Raw genomic sequence first — 14816 nt, 5'->3', positions numbered from 1 at the left:
CGATGCCGATGGCGCATGCCGGCGCGGGATCGTGGTGATGACTGGATGGGCAGGACCCTGGACTTACTTCGCGCTCAGGTCCAGATCGCCGATCGCGCCCTGCCACTTGGCGGTATCGCGCACGGTCAGTTCCATCAGCTGGTCGGACGGGCCCGGCATCGGCAGCACCTGCATCGACTTGAGCTTGTCGACCACGGCCGGCTCGGCCAGGAAGGTCTGCGTGGCGGCATGCAGGCGCGCGATGACGTTGGCCGGCGTGCCGGCCTTCGCCGCGATGCCGCTCCAGCCGATGTTCTCGAAGCCCTTCAGGCCCAGTTCGGCGGCGGTCGGCACGTCGGGCAGCTCGGGCACGCGCTTCGAGGCGAACAGCATCAGCGGCACCAGCTTGCCGGCCTTGATCTGCGGCAGCGCGGTGCTCAGCACCGGCGCCATGACCTGCGTCGCGCCGGAGACAGTCGACACCACGCCATCCGGCTCGCCGCGATACGGTACGTGCAGCAGGCGGATGCCCTGCTGCTTCTGCATCAGCTCGACCACCAGATGGGTCGAATTGCCGTTGCCGGACGAGGCGAAGCTGATGCTGCCGGGCTTGGCCCTGGCGGCGTCGACCAGCTCGCGATAGTTGCGCAGGCCGGATTGCGGATTGGCGACCAGCACGAAGGGCACGGTGGCCAGCATCGACACCGGCGCGAAATCGGATTCGGGCTTGTAGGCCAGCGGCGCGTAGACGAACTTGTTCAGCACCATCTGCGAGACGCCCGCCAGGAACAGCGTGCAGCCGTCGGCCGGCTGGCTCAGCACGTACTTGGCCGCGATGATGCCGCCCGCGCCGGCCCGGTTCTCGACCACGATCGGCGTTTGCAGCGTCTTGCCGACGCGCTCGGCCCACATGCGGGCCAGGGTGTCCGTGCTGCCACCGGCCTGCTGCGAGACGACCATCCGGATCGGGCGCGACGACGCGCCAGGCTCACCGCAGCCGTAGCTCGGTGCGGCCACGCCGAAGGCGAGCGCAAGGGGAACAGCGAAGTGGAAAAGGGAAGTTTTTCTCATAGGTGGTGGCAGTGTCCAGGTCCGTCGAATTCCAGGTCTGGTGCCTGGATGCCGGGAAATTATTGGCCCCAACCGCAAACTCACCTAGTGAATTGTTTCGAACCATCTATTAGTATTCGCTCATGGATCCATCCGACCACAGCATCGCCTGGGCGCGCCGACTGCGGGTGCGGCACCTCGAGTCCTTCCTGATTCTTCACGATGCGGGCACGCTGTCGGCCGCCGCGACGCGGCTGCATATGACGCAGTCCGCGGTGTCGCACTGGCTCAGCGAAATGGAGGAACTGGCCGGCGTCAGGCTGGCGATCCGCGGCCGGCGCCTGCAGCTGACGCCGGCCGGCGAGGCGGTGCGCCGGCTGGCCGTGCGCGTGCTCGGCGAGGTATCGCGCGCCCACGACGAACTCGGCGCCATTGCCAAGGGCGCGGTCGCGCGCCTGCATGTGGGCAGCGTGCTGGCCGGCGTCGCGCACCTGATTCCCTGGGCCATCGTCGCATTCCAGCGGGTCCAGCCCAATGTCTCGATCCAGGTCACGGAAGGCGCGTTCAATACGCTGCTCGAGCGCCTGGAGAGACGCGAATTCGATCTGGTGGTCGGCTCGATCGATGCGCGCGCCTATGGTCCGCATCTGGCGCACGAGGTGCTGTTCGAAGATGCGATGGCGGTGGTGGTGGGCCCGCACCATCCGCTGGCACAGGCAAAACGGCTGCGCTGGGGGCAGCTGTTCTCGTATCCGTGGGCGATGCCGCAGCGCGAGACGCTGATGCGCACGCGGCTCGATACCGTGCTGCTCGAGCACGGCGCCGCCGGCCTGCGGCCGGCGGTCGAGACAGGTTCCATCGTCACGATGCAGGCGGTGCTGCGGGAAACCGACTATATCGGCGTCTGTTCGGCCGCGATGGCCGAGCACCTGGCCGCGCTGGGGCTGCTGCATATCCTGCCGCTGGGCGACCGGGAATCGTTCGGTCCGGTCGGGGCGGTATGGCGCAAGGGCGGCGACGACGAGGTGTTGCACGCCTTCATGCAGGCGTTGCGGGACGAGGCGGGCCGGATCCGTGCCGCCGAGCCGGGGGCGGCCGCGCGGTAACGCACCGCCCCTCGCTCCCTCGCGGCACGGCGGCAAGGCTTACGCCGTCAGCGCGGCACGCGGATATTGTTCCTGACCTCGTCCACGCCCATCACTTCCTCGGCGATATCCTCGACGCGGTACTTGGCGCGGCGGTCCGATACGGTACCGCTCAGCGTGACGATGCCCGAGCCGACCTCCACGGTGACCTCGGACACGTCGAGGTCGCGCGCCTCGGCCAGGCGCTCGCAGACCTCGTCGCAGATGCGCTCGTCGGTGCGGCGATAGCCCTTGGGCAGGGTGCGGGCGCGCCGTGGGGCCGTACTGCCGCGCATTCCCGCGCCGCCGCTCGCGCCGCGTTCGCCGAATTCGTTGAAGCCGACGCTGCCGCCGCCGGAGCCCATCGCCCCGGTGTCGCCGCGCCGATAGTGGTAGGCGTCACGCATGCCGCGCGAGCCGCCATAGCCGCGATGGCGCCAGGTCTCCGCGACCTCGCCGGTGCGTGGGTCCTCGGGGAACCACTCCATGCCGCCGGTCACGGTGCCGCGTCCGCGGCGGTCCTCGCCGGTTTCCCGGGGCCACATCTGGCGCGTACCGCTGGTGTCCCGGTTGCCGGTGTCTCTATTGCCGGTGTTTCTATTGCCGTTCATTTCGGTCTCCTTCGATCAGGGACGTAATGGGCAATGGCCGCAAAATCCGTACCGCCGCCGCGCGGTGCGGGCGCGGTCGCGCGGCATGGTGCGGGCACGCGCGGTGCAATCTTTGCCGGGATGGCTTGTAAATAAAACGCGCCTGGACGCCCGATCGACGTCCTAGGGCGATGTAAAAAGGCCTTCCCGTGTGGGAAGGCCCGGATTTGCCGCAGAGCGTCAATCAACCATCACGTCGGCCGGCGCATCACACCTGCGTGATGAATTTGGTCACCAGATAGCCGTCGAAGGTCTCCATGCCGCCTTCGCTGCCGATGCCGGAGTCCTTGATGCCGCCGAAGGGCGTTTCGGCCAGCGCCATGCCGAAATGGTTGATGTTGACCATCCCGGCCTCGAGACCGTTCGAGACCAGCGTCGCGGTCTTCAGCGAGTTGGTGAAGACATACGAGGCCAGGCCGTAGGGCAGGCTGTTCGCGCGCCGCAGCGCTTCCTCGGCGTCCTTGAAGCGCGTCACCGGCGCCACCGGGCCGAACGGTTCGTCGACCATCAGCTTCGCGTCGTCCGGCAGGTCGGTGACCACCGTGGGCGCGAAGAAATAGCCCTTGCTGCCGATGCGCGCGCCGCCGGCGACGACCTTGCCGCCGCGATGGCTGGCGTCGTCGAGAAACTGCTCCATCGACGCGATGCGGCGCTCATGCGCGAGCGGCCCCATCTGCGTGCCGTCCTCCAGACCGTCCCCGACCTTGATCGAGCCCATCACCTCGGTGAAGCGGGCCAGGAAGCGATCGTAGGCTTTCTCCTGGACGTAGAAGCGGGTCGGCGACACGCAGACCTGGCCGGCGTTGCGGATCTTGAAGCGGGCCAGCATCTCGGCGGCCGGCTCGATATCGGCGTCGTCGAACACCAGCACCGGCGAATGCCCGCCAAGTTCCATCGTCACGCGCTTCATGTGTGCGCCGGCCAGCGCGGCCAGCTGCTTGCCGACCGGCACCGAGCCGGTGAACGAGATCTTGCGCACGATCGGCGATTCGATCAGATAGGTCGAGACCTCGCTCGGCACGCCCCAGACGATGTTCAGCACGCCCGGCGGCAGGCCGGCATCGTGGAACAGCTGGGCCAGCGCGACCACCGCGCTCGGCGAATCCTCCGGGCCCTTCAGGATCAGCGTGCAGCCCGCGCCGAGCGCCGACACGATCTTGCGGATCGCCTGGTTGAAGGGGAAGTTCCACGGCGTGAAGGCCGCGCAGACGCCGATCGGCTCGCGCACGACGATCTGCCGCACGTTCGGATTGCGCGGCGGAATCACGCGGCCATAGATGCGGCGGCATTCCTCGGCGTGCCAGTCGGCGTGCTCGGCGCAGATCATCACTTCGGCGACTGCCTCGGCCAGCGGCTTGCCCTGGTCCAGCGTGATATTGCGGCCGATGTCCCTGGCGCGCTCGCGGGTCAGCTCGCCGACGCGGCGCAGGATCTTCGCGCGCTCCAGCGGCGAGGTCTTCTTCCAGCTGTCGAAGGCGCGCTGCGCGGCGGCCAGGGCGCGGTCCAGATCCGCGGTGCTGGCGTGCGGCAGTTTGCCGAGCACCTCCTGCGTGGCGGGATTGATCACGTCCTGCTCGCGGCGCCCGCCGCCTTTGACGAACTCCCCATCGATATAAAGGGCGAGGTCCTGGTACATGGCTTCTCCTGTGTCCTGTGTCGTGAGTCCTGGGTCCGCTGTCGGGAACCGGGGCGTGTGCCACGCGGGCGCCCGGGGTTCCGAACCCGTTAGCTTACCGCGTCGGCCATCGCGGCGTGCGGCGACCCACGCAGCGACTCTCGCGACGATTCATGCCGCGGCCGACACGACCGCTGCGCGTCTTCGATCGCGATTCCTTTCAACGAGCCTACATCTCGCTTTCACGTCCCTTTCAAAATGCATCACGTCATGATGCAAACGCAGATTCCTTGCTGTGGTTAACCCTGAAACCAGACAACTGAAAGGGCGCTGAAAGCACGCTTCTCTAACGTTGCATCCGCTTTCGGCACAGCGCTCGTGCCGTGCGGCTTTGCATTTAACGAGGAGAATCATGTTGCGCATACGCAGCCAAAAGGACTTCGCCTCCGGCCTGATGTTCGTGCTGGTCGGCCTAGGCTTTTCCTTTGTCGCTCGCGGCTATTCGATGGGGACGGCCGCGAAGATGGGTCCCGGATATTTCCCCTTCCTGCTCGGCCTGGTACTGGCCGCGCTCGGCGCGCTGGTGTTGCTCGGCTCGCTGTCGAGCAAGGGCGAGGAAGACCGGATGGAACGCTGGGACATCAAGATCCTGCTGTGGATCCTGGGTTCGGTGGTGCTGTTCGGCCTGTTGCTCAAGCCGCTCGGCATGGTGCTGTCGGTATTCGTGCTGGTGGTCGTGTCGTCGATGGCCAGTCATGAATTCAGCTGGAAGGGCGCGCTGCTCAACAGCGTGGTGCTGGTCCTGATCAGCCTCGGTGCCTTCGTCTACGGCATCAACCTGCAGATGCCGGTGTGGCCGGCGTTCATCACGGGCTAAGGAGCGCGCAGATGGAATTGCTTGAACATTTGACGCTCGGGTTTTCGACCGCGCTGTCGTTCCAGAACCTGGCCTACGCCTTCCTCGGCTGCCTGCTCGGCACGCTGATCGGCGTGCTGCCGGGCCTCGGCCCCCTCGCGACCATCGCGATGCTGCTGCCGATCACCTACACGCTGCCGCCGGTGGCCGCGCTGATCATGCTGGCCGGCATCTACTACGGTGCGCAGTACGGTGGCTCGACCACGGCAATCCTGGTCAACCTGCCCGGCGAATCGTCGTCGGTGGTGACCACCATCGACGGCTACCAGATGGCGCGGCGCGGCCGTGCCGGCGTGGCGCTGGCCACCGCCGGTATCGGATCGTTCTTCGCCGGCTGTGTGGCCACGCTGATCCTGGCGGCCTTCGCCGGTCCGCTGTCGGAACTGGCCTTCAAGTTCGGCCCCGCCGAGTACTTCTCGCTGATGGTGCTGGGCCTGATCGGTGCCGTGGTGCTGGCCTCTGGCTCGCTGGTCAAGGCGATCTCGATGATTGTGCTGGGCCTGCTGCTGGGCCTGGTCGGTACCGACGTGAACTCGGGCGCCGCGCGCTTCTCGTTCGACATCCCGGAACTGACGGACGGCATCGACTTCGTCGCGCTGGCCATGGGCATGTTCGGCTTCGCCGAGATCATCGCGAACCTGGAGCAGAAGGAAAACCGCGAGACCTTCACCGATCGCGTGACCAACCTGTTCCCGACGAAGGAAGACTTCAGGCGCATGATCCCGGCGGTGCTGCGCGGTACCGCGCTGGGCTCGGCGCTCGGTATCCTGCCGGGCGGCGGCGCGTCGCTGGCTTCGTTCGCGGCCTACACGCTGGAGAAGAAGTCGTCGAAGTACTCGCACGAGTTCGGCAAGGGCGCGATCGAAGGCGTGGCCGGTCCCGAATCCGCGAACAACGCGGCGGCGCAGACCTCGTTCATTCCGCTGCTGACGCTGGGCATTCCGCCCAACGCGGTGATGGCGCTGATGGTCGGCGCGATGACGATCCACAACATCCAGCCGGGTCCGCAGGTCATGACCAGCAACCCGCAGCTGTTCTGGGGCCTGATCGCCTCGATGTGGATCGGCAACCTGATGCTGATCATCCTGAACCTGCCGCTGATCGGCATCTGGGTCAAGCTGCTGACCGTGCCGTATCGCTTCCTGTACCCGGCGATCCTGGTGTTCTGCGGCATCGGCGTCTACTCGGTCAACAACCAGACCTTCGACGTCTTCATGGCCGCGGGCTTCGGCGTGGTGGGCTATCTGTTCCTGAAGCTCAAGTGCGAACCGGCGCCGCTGCTGCTCGGCTTCGTGCTCGGGCCGATGATGGAAGAGAACTTCCGCCGCACGCTGCTGCTCTCGCGTGGTGAGTTCTCGGTGTTCGTCACGCGTCCGCTGTCGATGGGCCTGCTGATTGCCGCCGCGGCGCTGGTGGCGGTGGTGGCGCTGCCCTCGATCAAGGCCAAGCGCGAAATCGCCTTCCAGGAGGAGTAGAGAAAAACCGGGCCGGCCGGCGCCCCGGAGCCATTCCGGGCGCGCCGACCGGCCCGGTCGTTTTGCGCATGTCTATCGTTGCATGAAAAGACCAACCATCGATAGTCTCGTTTCCCGGCTCTATATCCTGAAGTTCGTGCAGTCCAGCCCGGCCACGGTGCTCGCTCTCGTCGAGCGGCTGCGCGAACATGGCATCGAGAAGAACATCCGCTCGCTGCGCCCAATCCTGCGCAGCCTGCTGATCGCACGGGCGATCACCGCGGAACTGGTCGAAGGCAACGGCCGGGTCTACTCGATCACCGACAGTGGGCGCGAAGAGCTGGATGCCTACCTGTCCCATCTCGATGTGCTGCAAAACGAAATCGGCGGCGACCGTTGAGGCCGCCGCCGATTGTCGTTTGAGCGATCGGACTTTCTTGCCGAACCGCTTTACTGGCTGACCAGCTCGATCGCCGTCTGCGAGTCGTCGTTGGCCTTGGCCACCAGCACCTTGATGTTGTTCGGCACGGCCGACGCGATGCCATCGACCGGGATCGGCATGATCAGCCAGTCCGCGTTGTTGTCGATGGTGATCGCGCCCGAGCTGAAGATCACCTGCTTGGTGCCGGCCGTGGTGACGCGGATCTGGTAGTTGTTGCCGCCGTCGAACTCGTTGGAGTCCTGGCCCGAGGCCGGCACTGCCGACTTGTAGCCCACGTTGGCGAAGGTCGGGCTGACCGTATTGATGTCCACCGACGGGGCCGTCACGTAGATATCGACGTTCTGCGCGTTGAACGCGGCGTTGACCGCGCGCACCCGCGCCTTGGTCGACAGCAGTCCCTTCTCGTACGGATCGTCGATCACCAGCGTGTCGGCGCGGTCGTCGCCGGGCAGCGCCACGATGGTGTACTTGTGGCCGGTGGCCGCATCGACCTGGGCGCGGCCCACTTCGGTCTGCGTGCCCGCGGCGTTGAAGGTGAACAGGTGGTTGCCGTCGTCGACGTCCGAATAGCGGGCGACGAACTTGTACGGAATGTTCTGCAGGGACGTCTTGGCGCCGTTCTGGTAGACGTCGAGATTGAGCGTGGTCGGGATCGGAGGCACGGCGTGGATCACGCGTGTCTGCGGTTCGTTCAGGCCGAGACGGTCGTCGATGCCATCATCGCCGCCGCCGCATGCCGCGAGCATGGCGCTGGCCGCCACCATCAGTCCCAGTGCAATCCCGGATTTCGAGAACAGCTTCATGGATTTCCCCTTGCAGGTGAAATGAAAGCGAAGAAGTTACGGGGCCGACCGCGTAATGCCACGGGATGGCAAGGGTTGCCGACTGCGTTGGCATGGCATGGCCAACGCATCGCAACAGGCCTTGGTGTGGTCGGGGTCCGGCCGCGTGCCGTGATGGAACGATAGTGGTGGTCACGATGGGCCGAAACGCTGCGCGCTCCGATATGGCTGTCGGAGGAATCCGACAGCCGATTGAATCACTCCGGCGAGCCCAAGCCCTGCAAGGCCTGGCGGCGCCGTTCTGCACAGCGGAATGGGAGTGCGCGTAAAAAGCGGGTTTGTCTATCGCCGTTTGCCATTGTTTTCACTCGTGAGGCCCCTCATCCTTCACCCCGCTTGATTTTTTCCAATTTTTCGTCACACTTGCCGGGATAGCTGACCGAGCACGATGTCAACAATCACAAACGGGGCGGGGAAAGTGGCCAGGTCGGAGGCGATGGCGGCTGGCGCGGTTCCGGCGGCGGACACCGATCCGTTGACCGGGGTAGCAAGCCGCCCATTCTTCTTGAGCAAGCTCGAAGCACGCCTGCAGAACGAGGCCGTGCCGCGCTGCGCATTGATCCTTCTCGGCATCGACGACTTCCGCGCCTTCAATGACATGCACGGTCATGGCGAAGGCGACCGCATCCTCCAGCAGATGGCCCGCCGGCTGCGCGACGCCTCGCCGCGCGATGCCGTGATCGGCCGCACCGGCGGCGACGAGTTCGCGGTGCTGCTGCCCTCGATCTACGATCCCACCCTGGTGCGCCACGTCAGCGCGGCGATCCTGTCGCTGCTGTCCGAGCCGTACGACTGCAATGGCCACCGCCACTATGTGCTGGCGAGCCTGGGCGCCTGCGTGATGCCGGCCGGCGGCGACAACGCGTCCGATGCGCTGGCCTCGGCCAGCCTGGCGCTGGCACGGGCCAAGCGCGACGGCGGCCGCACCATCCGTTTCTTCAAGGCGCAGATGCGCGCCGATGTCACCAGCCGGCTGTCGCTGGTGCAGGCACTGCGCGAAGCCTATGCGCAGCGGCAATTCGAGCTGCTGTACCAGCCGCAGGTCGACCTGCGCGACGGCCGCATCGTCGGGGCCGAGGCGCTGATGCGCTGGCGGCATCCGACCCAGGGCCTGCTGGCCCCGGCCGCGTTTATCGATGCGCTGGCCGCCAGCAGCGTCGCCGTCGACGTGGGCATGTGGCTGCTGCAGACCGCCTGCGCGCAGGCGCGTGCCTGGTCGCTGCAGTTCGAGCAGGCGCCGCGCGTGGCGATCAACCTGTTCGCCGCGCAACTGGCGGAAAGCCGCCTGCTGACCGAAGTCCGCCACGTGCTGCGCGAACTCGCGCTGGAGCCGAACCGGCTCGAACTGGAAATTACCGAGACCATCGCCCTGCAGCAGGGCGACGAGGTGTCCGGCCAGCTGCAGACGCTGCGCCGCGACGGCGTGACGCTGACCTGCGACGACTTTGGCACCGGCTATGCGTCGCTGAGCTTCCTGAAGACCTTCCCGGTCGACCGCATCAAGATCGACCAGTCCTTTATCCGCAACGTGACCCAGGACCCGGTCGATGCGGCCATCGTCCGCTCGGTGATCAATGTCGGCTCGAGCCTGCGCATCGGCGTGATTGCCGAAGGCGTCGAGACGGTGGAGCAGCGCGATTTCCTGCTGGCCAACGGCTGCCACGAGGTCCAGGGCTATCTGTATGGCAAGCCGATGCCGGCCGACCAGCTGACCGACCGGCTGTACGAGCAGCAGCGGCTGGCCAAGGACTGAAAGCGCGAGGACCGAACGGCCGGCGGACCGAATGGCTGGCCGACCGAATGGCCGGCGGCATGAACGTGCCGAGTCATCCCGATTCCGGACCGTAAAAAACGACGATCCCCGCCGCAGCGGGGATCGCAGGGAAGGGCCCCATCGCGGGCCCTTTCCTTTTTCCGCCTGCGCGGATCGCTTCCTTACTTCGCCAGCTCCGACAGCCGCACCTGGCTGATCTTGCCGCCCTGCACCCAGCCGACCACGGTATCGGCCATCGAACCGCCCTTGGCGTCGATGCCGTCGACCTCGTTCGGGTTGAGTTCCTTCGGCAGCGTCTTCATCGCGTCGGGCATCTTGGCGCGGATCGCCGTGGCGTCGCTGGTGGTACCGGCCAGCTTCATCGCATGGGCCAGCGCATGCACCATCGTGTAGTTCAGCGACATCTCGGTGGTGGCGTCCTTGCCGTCATGCAGCTTCTTGTACTTGGCGTTGAAGGCCTGCGCCGCCGGGCGGCTGTCGCTGTTGAGCGGCAGCACGCCGATCGAGCCCTCCAGCATGCCCAGGCCGTTGGTCACGCGCGCCATCTCGTCGAGCTTGGCCTGGTCCATCACGATGAAGCCGCCCTTGAAGCCGAGTTCGCGCGCCTGCTTGACGACCAGCGCGGTCGGCTCCGACGGGCCGCCGACGAACAGCACGTCCGGCTTGTCGGCGATCACGCGCGACACGCCGCTGTAGAAGTCGGTCGCCTTGGTATAGGACATCGGGTTGTTGCCGACCACCTTGCCGCCCGCCTTCTCCCAGGCCGGCACGAAGGCCTGCACCCACGCCTTGGCGTAGTCGTGGTCGGCCGGCACCAGCGCGACGTTCTTGCCGAAGCGCTTCATCTGCGCCTTGACGAAGGGCTCGATATAGCCGGTGTACGCCGGCGGGATCCGGATGGTCAGCTTGTTGCCGGCGTCGGTGATGCGCGGCACGCTCGAGTACGCCATCACCATGAACTTCTCTTGCTCGTTGAAGGCCTGCAGCGCGAAGATGCCGCCCGAGTGCGGCACGAACACGGCCGGCGTCTTGTGCTGCTGCACCAGGCGGCGCGCGTTGATCGCCGATTCGGCCGGCGCGTACTTGTCGTCGAGCGCGACCACTTCGAACTTGACCTTCTTGCCGCCGACCTCGACGCCGCTGGCGTTCAGTTCGTCGACCGCCATCTGGATGCCCGACAGCACGTTCTTGCCGTACAGCGCGGCGCCGCCGGACAGCGGGCCGGTATAGCCCAGCTTGACCACTTCCTGCGCGAAGGCCGCGCCGGAGGCCAGCAGGGCGGCCAGCGCGGTGGCGGCCAGCGGCAACAGCTTGCGGCGGGGTTTGGTGGCGTTCTGCATCTTCCGTCTCCTTAAACGATGAAAGTGCCATCGGGTCGTGGCCCGGATGGTCTTGGTTGAATCTCGATCCGCTTCGATTCAGTGTCTGGGTACCCGCTTTCGCGGGGGGCCGGCGGCTTCTGTCCTTCGTCCTGACGGCGTCACCCGCCGATATAGGCCCGCCGCACGCCTTCGTCATTGAGCAGCGAATCGCGATCGCCCTCCATCACGATGCGCCCGCCCTCGATCACGTAGCCGCGATGGGCAATGCCCAGCGCCGCATAGGCGTTCTGTTCGGCCAGCAGCACGGTGGTGCCGGCGCGGTTGATGCGCTGGATCACCTCGAACATCTGCTTGACCACCAGCGGCGCCAGCCCCAGCGACGGTTCGTCGAGCAGCAGCGCGCGCGGCCGGCCCATCAGGGCGCGGCCGAGTGCGACCATCTGCTGCTGGCCGCCCGACAGCGAGCCCGCCGGGTCGTCCTTCTTCTGCTGCAGGATCGGAAAGAGCTCGTAGACCTCTTCCAGCGAGCGCCTGATGCCGGCGCTGTCGCGGCGATGCACGTAGGCGCCCAGCGTCAGGTTCTTCTGCACGCTCATCGCCGGGAACAGCTTGCGGCCCTCGGGGCAGTGCACCAGCCCCGCCTGCACGATCTGCGACGGCTTCATGCCGGACAGCTCGCGGCCGTCGAAGCGCATGCTGCCGCCGCTGGTCCGGTGGATGCCGCTCATCGCCAGGAAGATCGAGCTCTTGCCGGCGCCGTTCGCGCCGAGCAGCACGACCAGTTCACCCGCCTTGGCGTGCAGCGTGATGTTGTCGAGTGCGCGGAAGCTGCCGTAGGAAAGCGATACGCGTTCAAGCTGCAACATGGTCGGCTCCCAGATAGGCTTCGATGACCTGCGGATTGCGCTGGATTTCCGCCGGCGTGCCCTCGGCGATCTTCTCGCCATAGTTCAGCACCATGATCTTGTCGGCGAGCCGCATGATCATGTCCATCTTGTGTTCGATCAGGCAGACCGTCTTGCCGTGCCGGACCATCTTGCGGATCAGTTCGGCCAGGCCCACGGTCTCCTCGGGGTTGACGCCGCCGGCCGGCTCGTCGAGCAGCAGCAGCTCGGGCCCGGTGGCCAGCGCCAGCGCAAAGGCGACGCGCTTGCGCTCCTCCTGCGTGATGTCGGATGCCACTTCATGCGCGAGATGCGACAGCCCGACGAAGTCCAGCGCCTCCTCGGCCTTGTCGCGGCACAGCCGCTCTTCCTCGCGCAGCCGCCTGGTGTTGAACAGCACGTCGCGCAGGCCCGCATGGGTGCGCAGCCGATGGCCGACGATCAGGTTGTCGAGCACGGTGGCGCGATCGAACAGCGCGGTGGCCTGGAAGGTGCGGGCGATGCCCAGGCGGGCGATGCGGTCGGCCCGCATGCCGGCCACGTTGGTGCCCTTGAACAGCACCTCGCCGGAGCTTGGCGCATGGGTGCCGGCCACCAGGTTGAAGAAGGTCGTCTTGCCGGCGCCGTTGGGGCCGATGATGGCGTTGATATGGCCGGCCTCGAAGGTCACCGAGACATCGTTGACCGCGGTCAGCCCGCCGAATTTCTTGGTCAGGTTGCGGATCTCAAGCATGGTCGGCTCCGGCGGAAGCGGGGGCGGGCGCAGCGGCCTTGCCGTCGGCTGCGTCATCTCCGGCGGCGCGGCGTGCCGGCTGGCGCTGGCCGCGGCGCGCGGCGGCGGCACGGCGCGCCTGGCGCTTCAGGTAGGTCCCGACGATGCCGTCGGGCAGGAAGATGATCAGCAGGATCAGCACCGGGCCGAACACCAGCATGCGGTAGTCCTGCAGGAACTGCAGCGTCTGCGTGACCCAGGGCACCAGCAGCGCGCCCAGCAGCGGCCCGAGCAGCGTGCCGATGCCGCCGACCAGCATCGCCATCACCATGTCGAAGGTCAGGTCGGTTCGCGCGATGTCCGGACCGAGGAAGCGCACGTGGCCCGCATACAGCGCGCCGGCGAAGCCCGCATAGGCCACCGACAGCACGAAGGACAGCACCTTGGTGCGCATCAGGTCGATGCCCAGCGCCTCGGCCAGCGCGTCGCTGTTGCGCACCGCCATGAAGCTGCGGCCCAGCAGCGAGCTGACGATCCGGTGCATCAGGAAGGCGCCGATCACCAGGAAGAACAGCACCAGGTAGTACTGCGCCTGCACGCTGTCGAAGGTTACCGGGCCGATCGCGGCCGGTACCGGAATGCCGATCAGGCCGACCGTGCCGTGCGTCAGGCTTTCCCACTTCTCGATCAGCAGGTAGATGATGTAGCCGATGCACAGCGTGAAGATCGAGAAGTAATGGCCCTTGAGCCGCAGCGATACCACGCCAACCACATAGCCGACGATCATGCAGACCACGCCGGACAGCACGAAGGCGGCCCAGAACGGCATCTGGTGATCGACGGTCAGGATGCCCAGCGTATAGGCGCCGATGGCCATGAAGCCGCCGTGCGCGAGATTGAGCTGGCCGGTGTAGCCGGTGATCAGGTTCAGGCCCAGCGTCGCGATCGCGTAGATGAAGGCCAGCGTCATCACCGTCAGGTAATAGCTGTTGGTCGTCAGCAGCGGAAACGCGATGGCCAGCGCCAGCAGCAACGCCCAGCCGGTCTTGCCTTGCAATGCGTTCATGTCGAGAGTTCTCCTACCTTGTGCGCTTCGATGCGGCGGCCGTCACGCGGCCTTGCCGGCGAACAGGCCCTGCGGCCGGATCGACAGGATGATCACCAGCAGCACGAAGGCGATGATGTCCTTGTAGTCGGTCGACACGTAGAAGCCGCCGAAGCTCTCCGCCATGCCGATGATCAGGCCGCCCAGGATCGCGCCGGGGATGCTGCCCATGCCGCCGAGGATGATGATCACGAAGGCCTTGGTGATGACCAGGTGCCCCATCGCCGGATAGACCAGGTTGATCGGCGCATACAGCGTGGCGGCGATTGCGGCCAGCGCGCCGGAGATCGCGAACACCAGCAGCGTGACGCGCGTCGCGTCGATGCCGACCAGCGCCGCGCCTTCGCGGTTCTGCGCCATCGCGACGATGGTCGAGCCGGTCACGGTGCGGGTCAGGAACAGATGCAGCACCACCATCAGCGTGAAGGCGGCGGCGATGATCAGCAGCCGCTGCAGCGGCGCGGTCAGGCCGAACACCTCGACCAGCTGGCCGTAGGGCGTCGGCATGCGATGGAAGTCGGCGCCCCACAGCGCCTGTGCGCCCGCTTCCAGGAACAGCAGGATGCCGATCGCCGCGATCATGTCGTGCAGCTCGGGCGCGTTGCGCAGCGGATGGAAGACCAGCCGCTCGGCCAGCATCGACAGCAGCGCCACGGCCAGCGCCGCGGCGACCATCGCCAGCCAGTAGTTCACGCCCAGCGACGTCATCATGTAATACGAGACGTAGGCGCCGGCCATGTAGAAGGCGCCGTGCGCGAAGTTGGGTACGTGCAGGATGCCGTAGACCAGCGTCAGGCCGAGCGCGACGAGGCTGTAGACCCCGCCGAGCGTCAGCCCGTTCAGAAACTGTTGGAAGAACATTGACACCGACTCACCTCATGCAGATCGAAATCGCAAACGGGGGCGCGCTTCGGCGAACCGATGCGCGTGGCAGGACAGCGCCGCGA

General features: G+C 66.5%; 14 protein-coding genes. 5 read left to right on the top strand and 9 right to left on the bottom strand.

The genetic code is table 11. The annotated features are described in order from the left end of the window. Nucleotides 1-63: 63 nt before the first annotated feature. The gene (locus K7G19_RS08060) at nt 64-1050 is read right to left on the bottom strand and encodes a tripartite tricarboxylate transporter substrate binding protein (RefSeq protein ID WP_226106750.1); all 987 of its coding nucleotides are present in this window, start codon (nt 1048-1050) and stop codon (nt 64-66) included. 122 nt (nt 1051-1172) lie between these two features. Here K7G19_RS08060 and K7G19_RS08055 point away from each other — a divergent pair, with 122 nt between their 5' ends. Continuing rightward, nucleotides 1173-2135 carry a LysR family transcriptional regulator gene (locus K7G19_RS08055; protein ID WP_226106749.1) on the top strand — a complete coding sequence of 321 codons (963 nt, stop codon included), beginning with the start codon at nt 1173-1175 and terminating at the stop codon, nt 2133-2135. A gap of 47 nt (nt 2136-2182) precedes the next feature. On the opposite strand, the gene K7G19_RS08050 is transcribed toward K7G19_RS08055, so the two are convergent. Further along, the gene (locus K7G19_RS08050) at nt 2183-2764 is read right to left on the bottom strand and encodes a BON domain-containing protein (RefSeq protein WP_226106747.1); all 582 of its coding nucleotides are present in this window, start codon (nt 2762-2764) and stop codon (nt 2183-2185) included. Between the two features lie 247 nt (nt 2765-3011). Next, a complete protein-coding gene (locus tag K7G19_RS08045) occupies nt 3012-4439 on the bottom strand; it encodes an NAD-dependent succinate-semialdehyde dehydrogenase (protein ID WP_226106745.1) in 1428 nt (475 codons plus the stop codon). A gap of 394 nt (nt 4440-4833) precedes the next feature. Here K7G19_RS08045 and K7G19_RS08040 point away from each other — a divergent pair, with 394 nt between their 5' ends. From K7G19_RS08040 to K7G19_RS08030, 3 genes are all read left to right on the top strand, one after another. Continuing rightward, nucleotides 4834-5295, top strand: a complete 462-nt coding sequence (locus K7G19_RS08040) for a tripartite tricarboxylate transporter TctB family protein (protein WP_149316548.1) — start codon at nt 4834-4836, stop codon at nt 5293-5295. Between the two features lie 11 nt (nt 5296-5306). Further along, entirely contained in the window at nt 5307-6809 is a 1503-nt protein-coding gene (locus K7G19_RS08035; RefSeq protein ID WP_149316439.1) for a tripartite tricarboxylate transporter permease, read from the top strand. Nucleotides 6810-6891: 82 nt separating this feature from the next. Next, nucleotides 6892-7188, top strand: a complete 297-nt coding sequence (locus K7G19_RS08030) for a helix-turn-helix transcriptional regulator (RefSeq protein WP_023264200.1) — start codon at nt 6892-6894, stop codon at nt 7186-7188. A gap of 50 nt (nt 7189-7238) precedes the next feature. Here the strand turns inward: K7G19_RS08030 and K7G19_RS08025 are convergent, their stop codons facing one another. Then, complete coding sequence (locus tag K7G19_RS08025) at nt 7239-8033, bottom strand: DUF4397 domain-containing protein (protein WP_149316438.1); 795 nt, start codon at nt 8031-8033, stop codon at nt 7239-7241. A 427-nt stretch (nt 8034-8460) separates the two neighbouring features. Between K7G19_RS08025 and K7G19_RS08020 the strand changes: the two genes are divergently transcribed. Continuing rightward, a complete protein-coding gene (locus tag K7G19_RS08020; RefSeq protein ID WP_149316437.1) occupies nt 8461-9825 on the top strand; it encodes a bifunctional diguanylate cyclase/phosphodiesterase in 1365 nt (454 codons plus the stop codon). A gap of 182 nt (nt 9826-10007) precedes the next feature. On the opposite strand, the gene K7G19_RS08015 is transcribed toward K7G19_RS08020, so the two are convergent. The 5 genes from K7G19_RS08015 to K7G19_RS07995 all read right to left on the bottom strand — a co-directional run bounded on the left by K7G19_RS08015 (nt 10008) and on the right by K7G19_RS07995 (nt 14736). Next, on the bottom strand, nt 10008-11186 hold the full coding sequence (locus K7G19_RS08015) for an ABC transporter substrate-binding protein (RefSeq protein ID WP_149316436.1): 1179 nt from the start codon (nt 11184-11186) through the stop codon (nt 10008-10010). 140 nt (nt 11187-11326) lie between these two features. Then, a complete protein-coding gene (locus K7G19_RS08010; protein ID WP_149316435.1) occupies nt 11327-12034 on the bottom strand; it encodes an ABC transporter ATP-binding protein in 708 nt (235 codons plus the stop codon). Then, on the bottom strand, nt 12021-12785 hold the full coding sequence (locus K7G19_RS08005; RefSeq protein WP_149316434.1) for an ABC transporter ATP-binding protein: 765 nt from the start codon (nt 12783-12785) through the stop codon (nt 12021-12023). The genes K7G19_RS08010 and K7G19_RS08005 overlap by 14 nt, the downstream gene beginning before the upstream one ends. Beyond that, complete coding sequence (locus tag K7G19_RS08000; RefSeq protein WP_149316433.1) at nt 12778-13830, bottom strand: branched-chain amino acid ABC transporter permease; 1053 nt, start codon at nt 13828-13830, stop codon at nt 12778-12780. The genes K7G19_RS08005 and K7G19_RS08000 overlap by 8 nt, the downstream gene beginning before the upstream one ends. Before the next feature lie 42 nt (nt 13831-13872). Beyond that, complete coding sequence (locus K7G19_RS07995; protein WP_149316432.1) at nt 13873-14736, bottom strand: branched-chain amino acid ABC transporter permease; 864 nt, start codon at nt 14734-14736, stop codon at nt 13873-13875. Between the last annotated feature and the right edge of the window lie 80 nt (nt 14737-14816).

Origin of the sequence: Cupriavidus sp. DB3 (genome assembly GCF_020418465.1) — a bacterium.
GTDB lineage: Bacteria > Pseudomonadota > Gammaproteobacteria > Burkholderiales > Burkholderiaceae > Cupriavidus > Cupriavidus cauae.
This window is presented reverse-complemented; position numbering and strand designations above follow the sequence as displayed.

What these genes read in the sequence shown, in the direction of transcription:
- K7G19_RS08060 (WP_226106750.1), bottom strand. Translation starts at nt 1,050, where the DNA reads ATGAGAAAAACTTCCCTTTTCCACTTCGCTGTTCCCCTTGCGCTCGCC.
- K7G19_RS08055 (WP_226106749.1), top strand. Translation starts at nt 1,173, where the DNA reads ATGGATCCATCCGACCACAGCATCGCCTGGGCGCGCCGACTGCGGGTG.
- K7G19_RS08050 (WP_226106747.1), bottom strand. Translation starts at nt 2,764, where the DNA reads ATGAACGGCAATAGAAACACCGGCAATAGAGACACCGGCAACCGGGAC.
- K7G19_RS08045 (WP_226106745.1), bottom strand. Translation starts at nt 4,439, where the DNA reads ATGTACCAGGACCTCGCCCTTTATATCGATGGGGAGTTCGTCAAAGGC.
- K7G19_RS08035 (WP_149316439.1), top strand. Translation starts at nt 5,307, where the DNA reads ATGGAATTGCTTGAACATTTGACGCTCGGGTTTTCGACCGCGCTGTCG.
- K7G19_RS08030 (WP_023264200.1), top strand. Translation starts at nt 6,892, where the DNA reads ATGAAAAGACCAACCATCGATAGTCTCGTTTCCCGGCTCTATATCCTG.
- K7G19_RS08025 (WP_149316438.1), bottom strand. Translation starts at nt 8,033, where the DNA reads ATGAAGCTGTTCTCGAAATCCGGGATTGCACTGGGACTGATGGTGGCG.
- K7G19_RS08020 (WP_149316437.1), top strand. Translation starts at nt 8,461, where the DNA reads ATGTCAACAATCACAAACGGGGCGGGGAAAGTGGCCAGGTCGGAGGCG.
- K7G19_RS08015 (WP_149316436.1), bottom strand. Translation starts at nt 11,186, where the DNA reads ATGCAGAACGCCACCAAACCCCGCCGCAAGCTGTTGCCGCTGGCCGCC.
- K7G19_RS08010 (WP_149316435.1), bottom strand. Translation starts at nt 12,034, where the DNA reads ATGTTGCAGCTTGAACGCGTATCGCTTTCCTACGGCAGCTTCCGCGCA.
- K7G19_RS08005 (WP_149316434.1), bottom strand. Translation starts at nt 12,785, where the DNA reads ATGCTTGAGATCCGCAACCTGACCAAGAAATTCGGCGGGCTGACCGCG.
- K7G19_RS08000 (WP_149316433.1), bottom strand. Translation starts at nt 13,830, where the DNA reads ATGAACGCATTGCAAGGCAAGACCGGCTGGGCGTTGCTGCTGGCGCTG.